Origin of the sequence: Vibrio sp. S457-15 (assembly GCF_000960545.1) — a bacterium.
GTDB lineage: Bacteria > Pseudomonadota > Gammaproteobacteria > Enterobacterales > Vibrionaceae > Vibrio > Vibrio parahaemolyticus.
Genome location: NZ_JYOQ01000045.1, coordinates 204,668 through 221,049 on the forward strand (window position 1 = coordinate 204,668; position 16,382 = coordinate 221,049).

The window sequence follows — 16,382 nt, forward strand, 5'->3', positions numbered from 1 at the left end:
ACGATATTGCGGATTTAGCTAAAGCGAAGATATTGGCCCGGCGTGACGCCCATGGCTTTCTTAAAGTGTCGATGCAGGTGGCTTTGATCATGAAAACCACATTCTTGTGCGACATCAGAGATTCTCTGCCCTTGTTTGAGCAGCTTCTTCGCCATACGTAAACGTTGCTGGATCTGGTAAGCATGAGGCGGAAAGCCAAATTGCTTTTGAAATTCGCGCAGTAAGTGAAAAGGGCTCAGCCCAGCCAGTTTCGCGAGTTCTTCCAGCGACACATCGGTTTGTGGAAAGTCTTCTAAAAACTCCTTTACAAGCTGTAACTGTCGTTGCGCTTTGGTGGATTCTTTTAGTGGTGCGCGGTGAGTGCTGTGTTTACTCGCCAATTTGATCAACGTGCCGTACACCAAGGTTTCTCGCAGCAGTCGATTGTCCGATTTTTCTAGAGTCTCAAACACCAAGCGCAATTGGCTTGCCAGTTCGGGATCATAAACCACAGGTTGAGGGAAATAGGGCAGCGCGATATTGGGTGAGCCAAGCTCTTGCCCCAAGGTTTGAAATTGTTCTGGCACAGGATACATTGCTTTGTATTCCCAGCCCCCCTCGGTTGCTGAATGGCCGTTATGCACTTCATCAGCGTTAACTAAGATAATGCTGTCTTGTGGTGCAATGTGGTTGCCGCCAGTGCGGAAAAATTGTTGAGCGCCTTTTTCGATCACACCAATGGTGTAGCCTTCGTGACTGTGCCGAGAGAAGTTCTGCTTTTCATACTTAGCATCTAGCAGCTCCAAGCCACCAAGTTCTTGAGCAATTTTGAATGTCGCGATTTCCTTGTTCTTTTTTTTCATTGTTTCCAATCTGCTCGAGAAGTCCGTCATACGAGTGTAACGTATCCATCGTGCTTATTTTTGTACAAAATTGCTATTCAGTATCGTTAAAAAGGTTAATTGTTTTCATATGAGTGAATTGGTGATTTATCCTTTCTAAATATGGCTGGATTTAAAGGTATTTAATCTGGCCGAGTTTGATTTATTGGTATAAGATTCGACGCCTTGTTGTAGAAAACCTGTTCCATCATGATCGATTTAGCTGTACTTCCTATTTATCTCACGGCGGTTATCGCCTTATTGCTTTTGCCTGGCCCTGATATGTTGCTGATTGCGAGCTCAAGTATGAGCTACGGCAGAAAGGTTGGCCTATTTGCCAGTCTGGGGAACGCGACGTCTGGCGTTATCCTTACTTTACTTGCTGCGATGGGGGTTTCAACCCTGATTGCGATGAGCCCGGTGGCACTTAAAGTGCTTCACCTTTTAGGCGGTGCATACCTACTCAAAATGGGGTGGGATTGTTTGAGAGCAGAAGCGTCTGCGGCACCAGAGCTTGATCAAAAAAATAAGATGGCATCGACCTACTATCAACGTGCATTAATGAGCAATTTACTGAACCCTAAAGCGTTGGTCTTTTTTGTGATGTTTTTGCCTCAGTTCGTGTCGAGCAATATTACCGCTTCTTCTGGCGAGCAGATGTTGGCGCTTGGTTTGATGTTGAACGTTCTTGGTCTTTTGTTCAACCTACTATTGGTCGCACTGGCTGGCACACTAGGTAAAGGGTTACTGGAGAATGATAAATTCCGCACTTACCAACACAAACTTATGGGGTTGGTGTTTGTGATTCTCGCTTTGTGGATGTTGAGCAGCTTCGTGCTATAAACCTATCAAATTCAATCGGAAAGCCAGCAATTGCTGGCTTTTTGTTTTAGGATAGAAACGTTTTCCAAGGAGAGGATGTATGAAACTTGAATTTTGTTTAAACCCAGACCAAGCCGATCTTGATTGCGTTCGTGATGGCATTCGATCATATAACCGCAAGCACTTACCTGAAGGAGAAGTGAATGCGGTGGGTTGCTTTGCAAAAGATGAAGACGGCAAAATCATTGGCGGCCTTACTGGGGAAATGTTTAAAAATACGGTTTTTGTGGAGTTCTTGTGGGTGGACGCAGAAAGCAGAACATCGGGCTTAGGCAGTAAACTGATGGCAATGTTAGAGCAGCATGTGAAGCCGTATGGCGTGACTCATATTTATTTAGATACTTACAGCTTCCAGGCGCTCGATTTCTACCTCAAATTGGGCTTTGAAAAAGTAGGGCAGTATTCCGGTTATCCGGCTGAGGGAATCCACAAATACTTCCTCCAAAAAGAAATCGCAGATTAGTCGCTACTGATGTTTAGCTTGTTAGAAATCCAGAAAAAGAGGCGCGAACAGCGCCTCTTTTGGTATGTAGTCATGAGCTTGCCATGACTACTCGTTGAGAGGGTTACAAGCTTTTTTGGTGTGCGTCGATCAGCGTGTTCATTTTGGCTTCCGCAGCTTGTTGCGCTTGCTCGTAGCTCATGTCAGCAGGGAAGTCACTGATGACTTCGTAGTAACATTTCAACTTAGGCTCAGTACCAGAAGGACGAACGATTACGCGAGATTTATCTTCAAGATGATAAATCAGCACATCACTTGTTGGTAAATCAATCGTCTCTTCTGAACCATCCTCAAATGTACGAACGGAAGTTTTCAAGTCCTCAGTAACCGATACTTTCTTGCCTGCAATTTCGCTCGGTGGATTTGCACGTAACTTGTCACCAATTGGTGGTGAGTTTGGATCCAACGCAATACTACGCTGAGCGTTAAAGTAAAAACCGTGTTGACGGTAAAGCGCTTCCAACTTGTCCCACAGTGTTTTGCCTTGTGCTTTGAGCTTTCCGGTTAATTGCGAAAACGCAACAATCGCGGACAAACCATCTTTATCCCACACCTTATTGCCAACGGTGTAGCCAAGCGCCTCTTCGTAAGCAAACAAGAACGGATGTTGCTCGGTTTCTTGGCTCATCGCGACGTTGGTTAGCCATTTAAAGCCTGTTAGCGTTTGGTAATACTCTGCGCCATGCGCTTTTGCGATGCTGCTCAAGAGACGAGATGACACGATGGTGTTACCGACCAGTGAGTTCGGCTGTTGCTCTAGCAAGTAATCACCAAACAATGAACCAACTTGGTCGCCAGTTAACATTTGGTATTCACCGTCTGGGCGTTTTACGGCGACGGCGAAACGGTCTGCATCTGGGTCGTTTGCACAGGCGATATCCGCATCTACGGATTTACCGAGCGCCATGACCATGTCCATTGCTCCTGCTTCTTCTGGATTTGGGAAGTTAACTGTAGGGAATGTGCCATCAGGTTCGCGCTGCTCCGCAACACTGGCCACTTTTTTAAAGCCAGCGTCAGCAAGTAACGTTTCTGCCATGTCTGCGCCAACACCGTGCATCGCAGTGTAAGCGATAGAAATATCGGTGTTGCTATCAGGAGTCAGTAGAGCATTTTCGTTCATGGTTTTACGGTAAGTTTGATAGTAGTCATCTTCCAACCAAACCAGTAAGCCTTGTTGTTTAGCATCGTCTAAAGACATCAACGGCAGAGGCTTTGTGGTCGCTTCATCAATTTTTGCCGCGATGCCCGAGTCGTGAGGTGGAATGATTTGCGCGCCATTTTCCCAATACACTTTGAAGCCGTTGTATTCGGGTGGATTGTGGCTAGCGGTTACAACAACGGCCGCTGCAGCATTCATTGTGCGTACACCAAAAGCAACAATAGGCGTTGCCGCGACTTGGTAGGTTAGGTAAACCTTGATACCGAGTGCTGTTAAGACAGAAGCAGTATCGTGCGCGAACTGTTTAGAATCTGGTCGGCCATCGTAACCAATAACAACGCCGCGACTCGCTGCATCTTGCACTTGTTCAAGCAAATAGTGGCCGAGACCTGTGGCAGTTTCTTGAATCACCAAACGGTTCATTCGGTTTGGACCTGCGCCCACTTTGCCACGAAGACCCGCGGTACCAAAGGCAAGACGGGAGCCGAAGCGGTCAGAAAGTTCTTGTTCATTATTCGTATCAACGAGGTGCTGAAGCTCTTCACGAGTTTTAGGGTCAGGATCTCGCGCTAGCCATTGAGTAATTAGTGCTGTCATATCTTTCATTCCTTAGCAGGGGGAGCCTACTTGTTTGGACACTTTTTCTGAAAAAGTATCCAATGTTTTCTTTTACTTTAATGTAAATGGTTCTCAATTCCATTTCAAAGAGGGCAATCGATAAACCGAACTTATTTTTTCTGTCTGAACAAAATTTAATCACATTTAATTTCTTGAAGAACTTTGGAACTATAACTAGCCTTTTAACATAAATATAACAAACTGTGTCGAAATCGTATTTTTTGTGATTTTTCGTAAAGTTGTTCGATATTTGCAATGGGACGCAAGGAAGCTCGCGCAAGCGTAGCGGCTGAGCAGAGGAGAGATCTTTTGAAAAGATTAGCGACTACTCTAGCCATACCACTGAGTGTGATTTTAATCACATTCTCCTCCTACGGTTGGTCAAAGGACAATGAACTCAACATGACCAAAGGGGTCACGGCGATAAGCGAGCAAGTGTATGAATTACATATGCTCATTTTCTACATTTGTTGCGCGATAGCCTTAGTTGTTTTTGGTGTCATGTTCTATGCCATCATCCGTCATCGCAAATCAAAAGGTGCAGTTGCCGCACATTTCCACGAAAGCACCAAAGTGGAAATTATTTGGACTGTTATCCCTATCATCATTCTTGTCGCGATGGCGATTCCTGCAACGAAAACTTTAGTCGCAATGGAAGACACTAGCCAATCAGATATCACCATTCAAATCACAGGTTCGCAATGGAAGTGGCATTACAGCTACTTTGGCGAAGATGTGGAATTCTTCAGCTTGCTCGCAACCAGCCAAAAGCAGATTGACGGTATAGAGATGAAAGGCGCGCATTACTTGCTTGAAGTGGATAATCCACTCGTGCTCCCTGTGAATCGTAAAGTGCGCTTTTTACTGACCTCAGACGATGTGATTCACTCTTGGTGGGTGCCTGATTTCGCCGTGAAAAAAGACACCATACCGGGTTTCATCAACGAGGCTTGGACGCGAATTGATGAGCCGGGCGTTTATCGTGGTCAGTGTGCAGAGCTTTGTGGACGCGCTCATGGCTTTATGCCAATCGTAGTCCATGCCATGCCGGAAGATGAATTCGATCAGTGGCTCTCGGGTAAGAAAGAAGAAATCGCGATGCAAAAAGCTGCGGCGCAAGAGGCGCTAACTCAAGACTTGTCGATGGATGAGCTCATGGTGCAAGGCGAAGCGATTTACTCGGCGCGTTGTGCTGTTTGTCACCAAGCCAATGGTGAGGGTATTCCGGGGGCGTTCCCTTCAATTAAAGGCAGTCCTGTCGCGACAGGTGATATCGCCGAACATATCGGCGTGGTTGTTGATGGCCGCGCAGGGACGGCGATGCAGTCTTTTGCTAACCAACTTAGTGATCAAGAAATTGCTGCGGTAATTACCTACCAACGCAATGCTTGGGGAAATGATACTGGCGATACGGTTCAAGCGGCCGACGTCAATGCCTTTAAGGCACAAAAAAGTGCCAAGGAGGAAATATGAGTAAGCCAGCAGACAAAGCCGTAAAATCGGCTCCCGTTGAAGCGCATACCGCAGCAAACGCAACAATTGCGCTAGACGACCACGATTCGCACGACGCGCCAAAAGGTATTGCTCGTTGGTTGTATTCCACCAACCATAAAGACATCGGCACGTTGTATCTTTGGTTTAGTTTCACCATGTTCCTAACGGGTGGTGCGATGGCAATGGTCATTCGTGCGGAGCTGTTTCAGCCGGGTTTGCAGCTTGTCGATCCGCAATTTTTTAATCAGATGACAACGGTTCACGGTTTGGTGATGGTGTTTGGTGCGGTCATGCCCGCGTTCACTGGATTAGCAAACTGGATGATCCCGATGATGATCGGCGCACCTGATATGGCGCTGCCACGTATGAATAACTTGAGCTTTTGGATTCTGCCTTTTGCGTTTCTCATTCTGTTGAGCTCGTTGTTCTTACCTGGCGGTGCTCCGAATTTCGGCTGGACGTTTTACGCGCCGCTATCGACTACGTATGGGCCAGACAGTACTGCGCTGTTTGTGTTCTCTGTGCATATCATGGGTATCAGCTCCATCATGGGGGCGATTAACGTCATCGTGACGATTGTCAACATGCGCGCACCTGGCATGACATGGTTTAAGTTGCCGATGTTTGTTTGGACTTGGTTGATCACTGCGTTCTTACTTATTGCCGTCATGCCAGTGTTGGCGGGTGCGGTAACGATGGTACTGACCGATAAGTACTTTGGTACCAGCTTCTTTGATGCTGCGGGCGGTGGCGATCCTGTGATGTTCCAACACATTTTCTGGTTCTTTGGTCACCCAGAAGTGTACATCATGATTTTACCGTCGTTCGGGATCATCTCTGCCATTCTTCCTGCATTTAGTGGCAAAAAGTTGTTCGGCTACCACTCTATGGTGTACGCAACATGCAGTATCGCGCTTCTTTCTTTCCTTGTGTGGGCGCACCACATGTTCACGACAGGCATGCCCGTGTTTGCAGAACTGTTCTTTATGTACTGCACCATGTTGATTGCGGTACCGACCGGAGTAAAAGTGTTTAACTGGGTCGCAACCATGTGGCGTGGCGCACTGACCTTTGAAACACCAATGTTGTTTGCGATTGCGTTTATTGTTCTGTTCACTATTGGCGGATTCTCGGGTTTGATGCTTGCTATTGTGCCAGCGGATTTCCAGTACCACGATACCTATTTTGTGGTTGCGCACTTCCATTATGTCTTGGTGTCTGGCGCGGTCTTCTCAATCATGGCGGCGTCGTATTATTGGTTGCCGAAATGGACGGGGAATATGTACGACCACAAGTTGAGTTTGTGGCATTTCTGGTGCTCAGTCATTTCCGTCAATGTCCTTTTCTTCCCGATGCATTTTTTAGGTTTGGCGGGTATGCCGCGAAGAATCCCTGATTACGCGATTCAATTTGCGGATGTGAACCAAATCGTATCTATCGGCGGCTTTGCTTTTGGTTTGTCGCAACTGATTTTCTTGTGGGTCGTGATCAAATGTATTCGTGGCGGAGAGAAAGCGTCGGCCAAACCTTGGGAGCGTGCAGAAGGATTAGAGTGGACTGTGCCAAGCCCTGCGCCTCATCACACCTTTAGTACGCCGCCTAAAGTGGATTAACGGGACGAGAGGCGAAGGACATGGCAGACAAATCATCCCACAAAAAGCTCACGATAAAGTTAGTGCTGGCCACTTTTGCCATGTTCGGGTTCGGTTTTGCGCTCGTGCCGCTCTATGACGTGATGTGTGATGCGTTAGGCATCAACGGTAAAACCAGTGATGTTGCAGCGATTCAACCTACGGGGATGCAACCCGATTTGAGCCGGACGATTCGTGTGGAGTTTATGGCACACGTCAACCCAGATATGCCGTGGGAGTTTAAGCCGAAAGTCATTTCGATGAATGTTCATCCAGGTGAGGTCGTGCAAACTGAATACTTGGCATTTAACGAAAGTGGACAAAGGCTGGTGGGGCAGGCGGTGCCTTCCGTTTCTCCCGGCAACGGTGCAGCTTACTTCAACAAAATAGAGTGCTTTTGTTTTACGCAACAACCGCTGGATGGAAAGCAGCACGCTCAGATGCCATTGATTTTCTATATTGAGCCCGATTTGCCGGAGTCAATACATACATTAACGCTGTCTTATACACTCTACAAACTTCCTCCTCCCACAGGCAGTTAGCCTCTCAAGGAGTGAGATACAGGCCAAATAGTGTCTGTAAGGAGAGAACTGATGAGTAATAAACCTGGAACCTATTACGTTCCTGCTCAAAGTAGTTGGCCGATCATTGGCGCGTTTGCTCTGTTTTTAGTCGCCGTCGGTGCGGGCATGACGGTGCAAGGTACTCAAAGCGATGGTGCGGTCGGTGTTGTTGGTCGCATTGTGCTTGCCGTAGGCTTTTTGTTTCTGCTTTACATGTTGGCAGGATGGTTTAGTAACGTCATTGCTGAATCGTTGACGGGTAAATACAGCGCGCAGATCACTCGATCATTTCGTCAGGGGATGAGTTGGTTCATCTTTTCAGAAGTGATGTTCTTTGGCGCGTTTTTCGGAGCGCTGTTTTACGCCAGAATGGTGTCTGTCCCTTGGTTAGGAGGGGCTGATAATAACCTCATGACCAATGAAGTATTGTGGCCAAGCTTTGAAGCAATGTGGCCGCTCACGACAACGCCAAGTGGGGAAAGCACCCAAGCGATGCCTTGGCAAGGTATTCCGCTCACTAACACCATTATTTTGCTTCTCTCTTCTATCACGTTACACATGGCACACATCAGTTTGGAGAAAAACCGACGCACAGCGTTAGTCGTGTGGCTTGAAATCACCATCGTTTTAGCGGGCTTTTTCTTGTTCTATCAAGCGAAAGAGTACATTCACGCTTATCAGGAAATGGGGCTCACGCTTCAATCGGGGGTTTATGGCAATACGTTCTTTATGCTTACTGGTTTTCATGGCATGCACGTTTGTCTTGGCACCATATTCTTAACCGTATTGCTGTTTAGAATCGCGAAGGACCACTTTTCTCCTACTAATCATTTCGCATTTCAAGCAGGCAGTTGGTACTGGCATTTTGTTGATGTGGTATGGCTATGCCTGTTTGTTTTTGTTTATGTGTTGTAGTGACAGAGTCAGTAAGGACGTGGATTGGGCGCAAGCCAACCCGAGCTCAACGCAATCAAAAGAAGGATGACCACTAACGCAGAAAACATCACACGACGACCGAGATAGTGGCTCATGGGTTTTATTGGCTTGTTCGGATTATCTGGGTCTTCTCGAACCATTTCGATAAGCGCTTTTGCGAGGTTGAAGATAATGAAAAGCAGCAAAAGGACCAGCGTTAATTTGAATAGGAATACGGTGGACATAGTACCTCCGGTTTCTTCGTCTTGGTTATCGCACAAGTTATGGCTATCGAAGCGGTTTGGTATTGCAGTTTGCTTAACTGTGGTTGTGTTTTCTCTGTTGGTCAAACTTGGATTTTGGCAACTAGAAAGAGGTCAGGAGAAACAAGCGCTTGAACAAGCGATACTCGCTCGGGCTGATGCCCCGTATCAATCTCTCACTTCTGTCCTTGATAACAATGACTGGCGAGAGGAGAGCGTGATTGGCGTGAAAGTGCAAGCGGAGGCAAAGCCAGAACCGTTGCCAGTAGTTTTGCTCGATAACCAAACCTTTCAAGGCAAAGTGGGTTATCTCGCATACCAAGTGGTTTCTGTCGGTCAGGATCCAATAACCTTAGCGCTTTTAGAATTGGGTTTCGTCGAAGGGCGGCGAACTCGTGATTCTTTACCAACCGTAACGACGTTGAAGAGCCCCACAAACGTAACCGGACGTTTATATCGCAAATCAATGAATCCGTTAAGCTCAGAATTGATGCCAGAAATGGGAGAGGGGATTCGAGTCCAAAACCTCAATATTTCCGAGCTCAATGAGTTGTTAAATGTAGAGCTGATGCCGGCTGTGTTGCAGCCAGACAACCTAGAAAACTGGGCATATCCATTTCCTTGGAATCCACTTCCACTGACGAGCGCGAAGCATTTTGGGTATGCCGTACAGTGGTTTGTGATGGCTGGCGTGTTCTTACTGCTCACAATGGTTGTGTGTATTCGATGGTTTAGAAAAGCGGCATCACAAGGAGGTGAGGCATGACATCTCAAGTTACAAAAGGGCGGTTTGTGCTGATCGCACTGATTTGCTTATTCGCCTTACCAGCGATTGTTGCAAAGTTGATTTTGGCGCAAGGCTGGTACGAAACGGGCGTGACAAACCGAGGAAAGCTCATCGAACCGTACACAACGTTAGCGCAGTTAGGCCAATCTGCTCCATCGGCGGTGCACGGTTGGCAACTGGCTTATGTGGTGCCTGATTCTTGCGACAGCCAATGTCAAAGACAGCTCTATTTACTCAAACAAAGCCATGTTGCTTTAGGCAAGTATCAAGAACGCGTTGTGCCAGTTTTGTGGACTTCTACAACATCAGACACGATAGAAATGCCGATGGAAACCATGGCGATGAATGAGAACGTGGCGGCAAAAGTGCAACAAGGGCAAGTGCTGATTGTGGATCCTCTGGGGCAGCTGGTGATGTCGTACACCGCAGAGCCAAACGAAGATTTGGTCAAACTCAGCAAAGATATGCTGGCGGATTTGCGTAAGTTGCTCAAATTGTCGCGAGTCGGATAGGGAGCGTATCATGACGTTAACAAAGTTGGTTAGATTAAGTTTGTGCCTGACGTTAGTCGTCATCATGTTGGGGGCCTATACCCGTTTGTCGGATGCGGGTTTGGGATGTCCTGACTGGCCGGGGTGTTATGGTCATTTTTCTGTACCACACCATGAAGACGATGTTCTGCGCGCCAACATCAATTTTCCAGAACGCGAGATTGAGCATGAAAAAGCGTGGCTAGAGATGATTCATCGCTATTTTGCTGGAACACTCGGCATGGTGATTTTTGCTATTACCGTTATTGCTATTCGAACTGAACGCGTGAACCCATCCATTCCTATTCTGCTCAGCTTTTTAGTTGTGGGGCAGGCGATGTTAGGTATGTGGACGGTGACTCTAAAACTGATGCCTGTCATTGTCATGCTTCATCTGCTTGGTGGGTTCACCTTACTCGCGCTGCAAGCGGTGTTTTATTGCCAACTGAAAGCGAGAGACAATCTTTATTTTTCCCCCTCCTCTCGGTCGGTTAGGTTGTTTTCAGTGTTTTCCTTTTTGGTTGTGTTCTCCCAAGTGTTGCTCGGCGGTTGGACTTCATCGAACTACGCGGCTTTGATGTGTACAACGTTGCCCATTTGCGAAGGAGATTGGGTGAATTACTTGGATTGGAAAGAGGCGTTCTCTTTCTGGCAAACGGGGCACGACAATTATGAATTTGGTGTGTTGGAATACCCCGCGAGGATGACAATCCATGTCTCTCATCGAATCGGCGCGATGGTCACCGCAGTGGTTGTCCTGACGTATTGTGTTGTGTTGATGAAACAAGACTCGCACCATTCTCAGAAAGTCGGCATGTGGCTCGGTATGGCGCTGGCCTGCCAGATTACGCTTGGTATTAGCAACGTGGTGTTTCAGTTACCGATTTACATCGCAGTGGCTCATAACCTAGGTGCTGCAATCATGTTGAGCCTGATTTGTGTCAGTCAGTTTTATTTGTGGCAAGGAAAAGCCGATTGGAATTATGCAGTGAAAGGAGTTCGCTATGAGTAAGGAAATTGCGTTAACACTCGATAGTCGAAAGCGTCTCGGCTCAACGTACTTAAAACTGACTAAACCTAAAGTTGTCGCGCTAATGTTAGTCACCGCCATTGTTGGCATGAGCTTGGCTCCGGTCACTGATTTTCCTTGGATTCAAGCATCCATCGGATTGATTGGAATAGGACTAATGGCTGGTTCTGCCGCGGCATTTAATCATCTTATTGACCGCAGAATTGATGCAAGAATGGCTCGTACTCATACGCGTCCTTTACCGTCGGGAGATACCAATCCCTTGTCGGTTGCGATTTTTGCTGTGGCAATAGGCGTGGTTGGTTTTGTACTCCTATATGCTTGGGTAAACGCGCTCACAGCGTGGATGACGTTTTTGAGTTTACTGGGCTATGCGGTGGTTTACACCATGTATTTGAAGCGAGCAACGCCGCAAAATATTGTGATTGCTGGCATTGCCGGTGCGATGCCGCCACTCTTAGGTTGGACAGCGGTGACGGGTGAGCTGCATGGTAACGCTTGGCTATTGGTAATGATCATTTTCATCTGGACACCGCCGCATTTCTGGGCGCTTGCGATTCATCGAGTTGAAGATTACCGCAAGGTCGATATTCCTATGCTGCCGGTAACCCATGGCATTGAATACACCAAAACGTCGATCTTACTTTACACGGTATTGCTCACATTGGTGTGCGTGATGCCTGTATTGGTGGGGATGGTCGGTTTTATCTATCTCTTTTCAGCATTGCTGCTAAATGCGGGTTTCATTTATCACGCGTGGAAACTCAAGTTTGCACCCGAGCCTAATAGCGCAATAGAGACATTTAAGTTCTCCATTTATCATCTGTTGGCGCTGTTTGTTGCGCTCCTAGCCGATCACTATATTGGAATGGTGTTGCAGTAAGCGAATAACTTAATGGTATATCTGCTAATAAAAAACGCCGCGAAAATTGCGGCGTTTTTTATTGTACTAGAGGGGAGATTACTGAATCTCTAACAACTCAACATCAAAAATCAAAACACTTGCAGGTGGAATTGGACCCGTTCCATTTTTGCCGTAGCCAAGTGTGCTCGGTACAAATAGACGGATTTTCTCGCCCACAACCATGTATTGAAGACCTTCTTGCCAGCCTTTGATTACTTGGTTCAAACCAAATGTAATTGGCTCGCCACGATTTACTGAACTATCGAAAACAGTGCCATCGATAAGCGTGCCGTGGTAGTGCACTTTCACTTTACTTGTTGCGGTTGGGTGAACGTCACCTGTACCTTTTTCTAGTACTAGGTATTGAAGTCCGCTCTCTGTGGTGATCACGCCTTCTTTTTTCGCATTTTCTAGTAGGAAAGCTTGGCCTTTTGCAAAGTTCTCATCTGCCACTTTGTGGTTTGTCCAAGTGCGGTAAATGAAAAATGCAGCTAAAACAAAAATAATGATAGGAAACAAAAATTTAGACACGTTGACTCCTTGTCTATTTAGGTTGCTTAAGCAAATAGTTAATAGTTTCTGCCATTGCCTCAACGCTGTCATGGCCGCCAGTAATCACTTGGTACTTACCGTTTACGATAAACGCTGGCACAGAATTGATTTGGCCACGAGTAGTGATGGATTCAGCTTTAGTGATGTATTCAAACAGTTTTTCCTGTTGAGCTTCATCAAGATGGTATGGGCTGATCAAGTTACGAGATTCAAAAGCTTTCTCTACCGCTTGTTGACGCTCTTCTGCTGTTGCATCTGCGCCCATTTGAACCGCTGCAAATAAATCAGCCATGAATGCTTTATCTGGTGTTGCGTCGAGCTGCATGACAGCAGTGTAGAAGATAATTGCGCTGATCTGAGCACTTTCATTGAAAGTCACGTGCATCTTTTCAACTTTTTGCTCTGTTAGCGATTCAATTTGAGGGACAAACTCTTCCATTGAACGACAATGGCCGCAAGTTAGGGCAAAAGCTTCGGTTAGTGGCGCCAGATTGTATTCTTGAAGAGAAACAGGCAACACTTCGTATTGCTTACCTTGTTGTGGCTGACTATTGCCGCTGTCACATGCTGACAGAGCCGCAATAGCGGCAAATAAAGCGACGCCTTTTGAGATAGTTTTAAACATAACAACGCTCTGAATGAGAAATTTACGGTAGTTTATCGGTTAACGATAGCGACTAAAACCATTAAATAACAATAAAGTGAGACGATTAGTAACAGATTGGTGTGGATATAACCGAATAGTGACATGGTGTTAGCAAATTGGATGTTTACTGTTTTGCAGCTTAGGCGACAAGCCCGAACTGAGAATGGCACGAACGGTGCATATAAAACAATCAAATAGCGAAAAACACTAAAGAATATGTGTTTTTCGTCGACATAGTGAACAAGAATTCTTTCTACGTTGGTAACGGTATGAAGCATTGGTTTTTCATTGTCTGTGGCATTCTTAGTGGGTGTAGCAGCCTTAATCCAGACATGGTTCCGGGTGGGAATATGTTGGATACAGCCCCAAAAACAAACACAGAGCTGAGACACCCTGAGTGGGGGTATGCGAGTGCATCTCACGTTTCGACGGCTCCACGTGTCAACCAGACGGCGAGGGCGGCCGAAAAAAAGTCTAACAACGTGACCTCACTAGAAATGTTCTTGGATAGACACAATATCCCGCATGAGACGATAGGTGGTGGTCACCTTATGATTCGTTTAAAAGAGCAAGTGCATTTTCAGACGGGGTCGGCGCAATTGTCGTCAAACTCACAAGATTGGTTACGAAAGCTGGGGCACTATTTAGCAGGCAGAACCGATGTGGATGTGGTGATTGATGGCCATGCCGATAGCACTGGTGCGGCGAGTTTCAATGATACGCTCTCCGAAAAACGAGCTCGTGAAGTAGAAAAACAAATGCTAGCGAGTAGCATTCCGCGTCAGCGCGTTTTCTCTCGCGGATTCGGCGAATATGTGCCGCAATGTAGCAATGCCACATCAAGCGGTAAAGCGTGTAACCGACGTGTTGAGTTGATGCTGATTGTCGATGAGTAGGCCGCCAGTCGGTTTAGAAGCAAAAACATCAAAATAGAAAAGAGGCACCAAATGGTGCCTCTTTTACATCCGCCAATGTTCTTAGGGGGAACTAGGCAAATTCTTTTTCAAGATAAGCGACAATGTCTGATGACTCATAAAGCCATTGCGTTTCGCCATCTTTTTCAATACGAAGACAAGGCACTTTCACGCGACCGCCACCTTGTTCAAGTTCAGCGCGGTGAGTTGGGTCATTCTTCGCATCACGTAATTCGATATTAACGGATTGTCGTTTCATCGCACGTCGTACTTTGACGCAAAAAGGGCAAGCTTCAAACTGATATAACGCGTATTGCTTTGCTTTGTCATCGACGTTGTTCTGCGCTTCGTTAGTGCGTTTGATGCCACGAGGAGAAAAGACAGCGTTCAGCAATAAAATGACTTTGCCTAAAATCCAACGGATAAACTTCATAATGATCCCTTGATGCTCAGTGGATGAATGTCCTTAACAATGCAAACATGATGCTTGTTGCATTGAAGACGCAGTCTATCAGTTGTTTCGGATTGATAAAACCATGTATTTTATAAGGAAAAGAGTCGCTTCAACCAGCCGAAAAAGCCATTTGATGCTGTTGGGTTTGCCTCTTTACCTAAATAGAAGCTTTGCATTAGCTCTGTTCTGAACGCGTCAACATCAATACGTTTAATCACAAGTTCGTGCTGTAATGTGTTTTGTGTCTGCTCCGCGTGATCGTGCGCTAAGCTAAAATCCATGTTCAGATAGCCTTGAGTGAAGAGCCACAAATGGGTGATCAGAACAAGATCTTCTGCCGATTGATTGGTGAATTTGTCTGCCTGCTCATCCCCAAGCGTATCTGCCAAGACCTTTTGCATTTGCTGTGTCGAATGAGCGTGTTGTTCATACAACGCACTTGCTTCGATATGGGATTTCGTCAGGAGCCCGAGTAGGTGAAGCACTGGATTCGTTGCTGGCTTGTTTTCACATACGCGTGCAAACAACGGAGCTTGTTCTTTCAACCAACGCTTCTTGGCAGCTTTATGCTCATCAACGAAGGGAATCTTTTTGATTCCCATTTGTTTAATCAGTTCACTAAGGGGCGTCATGACTTTGCAGTTCCTTCACTGTTACTTCGACGTGTTGATCGTTCACATCAACAAAAATAGAGGTGCCGGTAATCATAACAGAAAGGTTTGTACCACGGTCAAGGTGCTGACAAATCATATCGATAGCGTCGTAGTCAAAGCTTTCTACGCTTACTGGAAGCATTGAAAACTTACCTGACATTTTCTCCCACCACACCGGTGCTTTAGTATTGTACGTATAGACCTTGACCTGCTTGGCAAGGCGAGAGGCTTTTTTGATTCGATCTGGTTCGGGTTCGCCGATCTCAATCCAATGCGTGATGCTTTGGTCATCTGCAACATGCCATAAATCTGGCTCTTCCGTGGTTGAGAGGCCTTTGGTAAATTCCAAGTCTTTTTGGGCATTGAGGCAGAAAGCCAAGATACGAGCCAGCATGCGTTGAGGTTTTTCAGAGGGATGCAGAGCGATAGTAAGGTTCTTGGAATCGTAGTAATCGTTATTCATATCGGAAAGAGCGATACGAAATTTATAAATGGTTGGTTTTAGAGCCATGGGTTTATATCGTTTTTATGGGCGAAAATTTGCTTTGGGCAAAAAAATAGCCAGCTTAAAAGCTGGCTATCATATCAAATTCTTTAAGAATTAAAGTACTTTGATTTGCTCTGCTTGAGGGCCTTTTTGACCTTGAGAGATAACAAATTCTACTTTCTGGCCTTCAACTAGAGTACGGAAGCCGTCACCAGTGATTGCAGAGAAGTGAGCAAATACGTCAGGACCGTTTTCTTGTTGGATGAAACCGAAGCCTTTAGTTTCGTTGAACCACTTAACTGTGCCAGTAGCTGTGTTAGACATGTCTATTTCCTAAATATCTAAATTTGTGTAATCTTTCGCCTCAACGGCGCTTATAGCGTGGAAAAATAAATTGCTATTGCGTACCACAGGACGACGGAGTTACAAGAAATCCAACGAAATGTGAAAACAAAGAACTTTCTTTCTAGCCGTGTTTGAGTCTAGGTTAAATCCTGTAGGAGTCAACATATATTAGTGCTTTATGGAGAAATAT

Annotated in this window: 20 protein-coding genes; 11 read left to right on the top strand and 9 right to left on the bottom strand. The window is 46.1% G+C overall.

Annotation, left to right across the window (positions count from 1 at the left end):
* Positions 1 to 14: 14 nt before the first annotated feature.
* On the bottom strand, positions 15 to 842 hold the full coding sequence (locus tag UF05_RS06895; protein WP_031816944.1) for an AraC family transcriptional regulator: 828 nt from the start codon (positions 840 to 842) through the stop codon (positions 15 to 17).
* 228 nt (positions 843 to 1,070) lie between these two features.
* Between UF05_RS06895 and UF05_RS06900 the strand changes: the two genes are divergently transcribed.
* Together UF05_RS06900 and UF05_RS06905 are read left to right on the top strand one after the other, a co-directional pair.
* Positions 1,071 to 1,703, top strand: coding sequence for a LysE family translocator (locus tag UF05_RS06900; protein WP_031816943.1), 633 nt, complete (start codon positions 1,071 to 1,073; stop codon positions 1,701 to 1,703).
* 79 nt (positions 1,704 to 1,782) lie between these two features.
* Complete coding sequence (locus tag UF05_RS06905) at positions 1,783 to 2,205, top strand: GNAT family N-acetyltransferase (protein WP_025521984.1); 423 nt, start codon at positions 1,783 to 1,785, stop codon at positions 2,203 to 2,205.
* A gap of 103 nt (positions 2,206 to 2,308) precedes the next feature.
* Here the strand turns inward: UF05_RS06905 and UF05_RS06910 are convergent, their stop codons facing one another.
* Entirely contained in the window at positions 2,309 to 4,003 is a 1,695-nt protein-coding gene (locus UF05_RS06910) for a phospho-sugar mutase (RefSeq protein WP_029864189.1), read from the bottom strand.
* Positions 4,004 to 4,333: 330 nt separating this feature from the next.
* Here UF05_RS06910 and coxB point away from each other — a divergent pair, with 330 nt between their 5' ends.
* Genes coxB through UF05_RS06930 form a run of 4 tightly spaced genes read left to right on the top strand, consistent with a single transcriptional unit; the run spans position 4,334 to position 8,627 of the window.
* Positions 4,334 to 5,497: a cytochrome c oxidase subunit II gene (gene coxB / locus UF05_RS06915; RefSeq protein ID WP_020842314.1), complete on the top strand. Its 1,164-nt coding sequence runs from the start codon at positions 4,334 to 4,336 to the stop codon at positions 5,495 to 5,497.
* Positions 5,494 to 7,131: a cytochrome c oxidase subunit I gene (ctaD, locus tag UF05_RS06920; protein ID WP_021450720.1), complete on the top strand. Its 1,638-nt coding sequence runs from the start codon at positions 5,494 to 5,496 to the stop codon at positions 7,129 to 7,131. The genes coxB and ctaD overlap by 4 nt, the downstream gene beginning before the upstream one ends.
* Before the next feature lie 20 nt (positions 7,132 to 7,151).
* The gene (locus tag UF05_RS06925; RefSeq protein WP_082063968.1) at positions 7,152 to 7,691 is read left to right on the top strand and encodes a cytochrome c oxidase assembly protein; all 540 of its coding nucleotides are present in this window, start codon (positions 7,152 to 7,154) and stop codon (positions 7,689 to 7,691) included.
* Between the two features lie 51 nt (positions 7,692 to 7,742).
* Positions 7,743 to 8,627, top strand: coding sequence for a cytochrome c oxidase subunit 3 (locus UF05_RS06930; protein WP_045545825.1), 885 nt, complete (start codon positions 7,743 to 7,745; stop codon positions 8,625 to 8,627).
* 8 nt (positions 8,628 to 8,635) lie between these two features.
* On the opposite strand, the gene UF05_RS06935 is transcribed toward UF05_RS06930, so the two are convergent.
* Positions 8,636 to 8,872 (bottom strand): DUF2909 family protein, encoded by a 237-nt coding sequence (locus UF05_RS06935; RefSeq protein WP_031381493.1) that lies wholly within the window; start codon positions 8,870 to 8,872, stop codon positions 8,636 to 8,638.
* On the opposite strand from UF05_RS06935, the gene UF05_RS06940 reads away from it, so the two are divergent.
* Genes UF05_RS06940 through cyoE form a run of 4 tightly spaced genes read left to right on the top strand, consistent with a single transcriptional unit; the run spans position 8,820 to position 12,120 of the window.
* Positions 8,820 to 9,656, top strand: coding sequence for an SURF1 family protein (locus UF05_RS06940; protein ID WP_043039717.1), 837 nt, complete (start codon positions 8,820 to 8,822; stop codon positions 9,654 to 9,656). The genes UF05_RS06935 and UF05_RS06940 overlap by 53 nt on opposite strands.
* Positions 9,653 to 10,189 (top strand): hypothetical protein, encoded by a 537-nt coding sequence (locus tag UF05_RS06945; RefSeq protein WP_005482681.1) that lies wholly within the window; start codon positions 9,653 to 9,655, stop codon positions 10,187 to 10,189. Before UF05_RS06940 ends, UF05_RS06945 begins: the two co-directional genes overlap by 4 nt.
* A gap of 10 nt (positions 10,190 to 10,199) precedes the next feature.
* Entirely contained in the window at positions 10,200 to 11,219 is a 1,020-nt protein-coding gene (locus UF05_RS06950) for a COX15/CtaA family protein (protein ID WP_029806433.1), read from the top strand.
* Positions 11,212 to 12,120, top strand: a complete 909-nt coding sequence (cyoE, locus tag UF05_RS06955; protein WP_005461901.1) for a heme o synthase — start codon at positions 11,212 to 11,214, stop codon at positions 12,118 to 12,120. The genes UF05_RS06950 and cyoE overlap by 8 nt, the downstream gene beginning before the upstream one ends.
* 78 nt (positions 12,121 to 12,198) lie before the next feature.
* Here the strand turns inward: cyoE and UF05_RS06960 are convergent, their stop codons facing one another.
* Positions 12,199 to 12,672: an FKBP-type peptidyl-prolyl cis-trans isomerase gene (locus UF05_RS06960; protein ID WP_005461979.1), complete on the bottom strand. Its 474-nt coding sequence runs from the start codon at positions 12,670 to 12,672 to the stop codon at positions 12,199 to 12,201.
* 13 nt (positions 12,673 to 12,685) lie between these two features.
* Positions 12,686 to 13,318: a thiol:disulfide interchange protein DsbA/DsbL gene (locus UF05_RS06965; protein WP_005482658.1), complete on the bottom strand. Its 633-nt coding sequence runs from the start codon at positions 13,316 to 13,318 to the stop codon at positions 12,686 to 12,688.
* Positions 13,319 to 13,608: 290 nt separating this feature from the next.
* On the opposite strand from UF05_RS06965, the gene UF05_RS06970 reads away from it, so the two are divergent.
* Positions 13,609 to 14,235: an OmpA family protein gene (locus tag UF05_RS06970; protein WP_005482692.1), complete on the top strand. Its 627-nt coding sequence runs from the start codon at positions 13,609 to 13,611 to the stop codon at positions 14,233 to 14,235.
* Positions 14,236 to 14,326: 91 nt separating this feature from the next.
* Here UF05_RS06970 and UF05_RS06975 read toward each other — a convergent pair whose 3' ends face one another.
* The 4 genes from UF05_RS06975 to UF05_RS06990 form a co-directional block, all read right to left on the bottom strand.
* On the bottom strand, positions 14,327 to 14,686 hold the full coding sequence (locus tag UF05_RS06975) for a glutaredoxin family protein (RefSeq protein ID WP_025442916.1): 360 nt from the start codon (positions 14,684 to 14,686) through the stop codon (positions 14,327 to 14,329).
* Between the two features lie 110 nt (positions 14,687 to 14,796).
* A complete protein-coding gene (locus UF05_RS06980; RefSeq protein ID WP_005498399.1) occupies positions 14,797 to 15,339 on the bottom strand; it encodes a hypothetical protein in 543 nt (180 codons plus the stop codon).
* On the bottom strand, positions 15,326 to 15,871 hold the full coding sequence (locus tag UF05_RS06985) for a YaeQ family protein (protein ID WP_005482675.1): 546 nt from the start codon (positions 15,869 to 15,871) through the stop codon (positions 15,326 to 15,328). Before UF05_RS06985 ends, UF05_RS06980 begins: the two co-directional genes overlap by 14 nt.
* A gap of 90 nt (positions 15,872 to 15,961) precedes the next feature.
* Positions 15,962 to 16,171: a cold-shock protein gene (locus UF05_RS06990; protein WP_005375625.1), complete on the bottom strand. Its 210-nt coding sequence runs from the start codon at positions 16,169 to 16,171 to the stop codon at positions 15,962 to 15,964.
* Positions 16,172 to 16,382 lie beyond the last annotated feature (211 nt).

Excerpts from the sequence above, each read along its gene's own strand:
- UF05_RS06895 (WP_031816944.1), bottom strand. The coding sequence starts at position 842 with ATGAAAAAAAAGAACAAGGAAATCGCGACATTCAAAATTGCTCAAGAA.
- UF05_RS06900 (WP_031816943.1), top strand. The coding sequence starts at position 1,071 with ATGATCGATTTAGCTGTACTTCCTATTTATCTCACGGCGGTTATCGCC.
- UF05_RS06905 (WP_025521984.1), top strand. The coding sequence starts at position 1,783 with ATGAAACTTGAATTTTGTTTAAACCCAGACCAAGCCGATCTTGATTGC.
- UF05_RS06910 (WP_029864189.1), bottom strand. The coding sequence starts at position 4,003 with ATGACAGCACTAATTACTCAATGGCTAGCGCGAGATCCTGACCCTAAA.
- ctaD (WP_021450720.1), top strand. The coding sequence starts at position 5,494 with ATGAGTAAGCCAGCAGACAAAGCCGTAAAATCGGCTCCCGTTGAAGCG.
- UF05_RS06925 (WP_082063968.1), top strand. The coding sequence starts at position 7,152 with ATGGCAGACAAATCATCCCACAAAAAGCTCACGATAAAGTTAGTGCTG.
- UF05_RS06930 (WP_045545825.1), top strand. The coding sequence starts at position 7,743 with ATGAGTAATAAACCTGGAACCTATTACGTTCCTGCTCAAAGTAGTTGG.
- UF05_RS06940 (WP_043039717.1), top strand. The coding sequence starts at position 8,820 with ATGAAAAGCAGCAAAAGGACCAGCGTTAATTTGAATAGGAATACGGTG.
- UF05_RS06935 (WP_031381493.1), bottom strand. The coding sequence starts at position 8,872 with ATGTCCACCGTATTCCTATTCAAATTAACGCTGGTCCTTTTGCTGCTT.
- UF05_RS06945 (WP_005482681.1), top strand. The coding sequence starts at position 9,653 with ATGACATCTCAAGTTACAAAAGGGCGGTTTGTGCTGATCGCACTGATT.
- UF05_RS06950 (WP_029806433.1), top strand. The coding sequence starts at position 10,200 with ATGACGTTAACAAAGTTGGTTAGATTAAGTTTGTGCCTGACGTTAGTC.
- cyoE (WP_005461901.1), top strand. The coding sequence starts at position 11,212 with ATGAGTAAGGAAATTGCGTTAACACTCGATAGTCGAAAGCGTCTCGGC.
- UF05_RS06965 (WP_005482658.1), bottom strand. The coding sequence starts at position 13,318 with ATGTTTAAAACTATCTCAAAAGGCGTCGCTTTATTTGCCGCTATTGCG.
- UF05_RS06970 (WP_005482692.1), top strand. The coding sequence starts at position 13,609 with ATGAAGCATTGGTTTTTCATTGTCTGTGGCATTCTTAGTGGGTGTAGC.
- UF05_RS06975 (WP_025442916.1), bottom strand. The coding sequence starts at position 14,686 with ATGAAGTTTATCCGTTGGATTTTAGGCAAAGTCATTTTATTGCTGAAC.
- UF05_RS06980 (WP_005498399.1), bottom strand. The coding sequence starts at position 15,339 with ATGACGCCCCTTAGTGAACTGATTAAACAAATGGGAATCAAAAAGATT.
- UF05_RS06985 (WP_005482675.1), bottom strand. The coding sequence starts at position 15,871 with ATGGCTCTAAAACCAACCATTTATAAATTTCGTATCGCTCTTTCCGAT.
- UF05_RS06990 (WP_005375625.1), bottom strand. The coding sequence starts at position 16,171 with ATGTCTAACACAGCTACTGGCACAGTTAAGTGGTTCAACGAAACTAAA.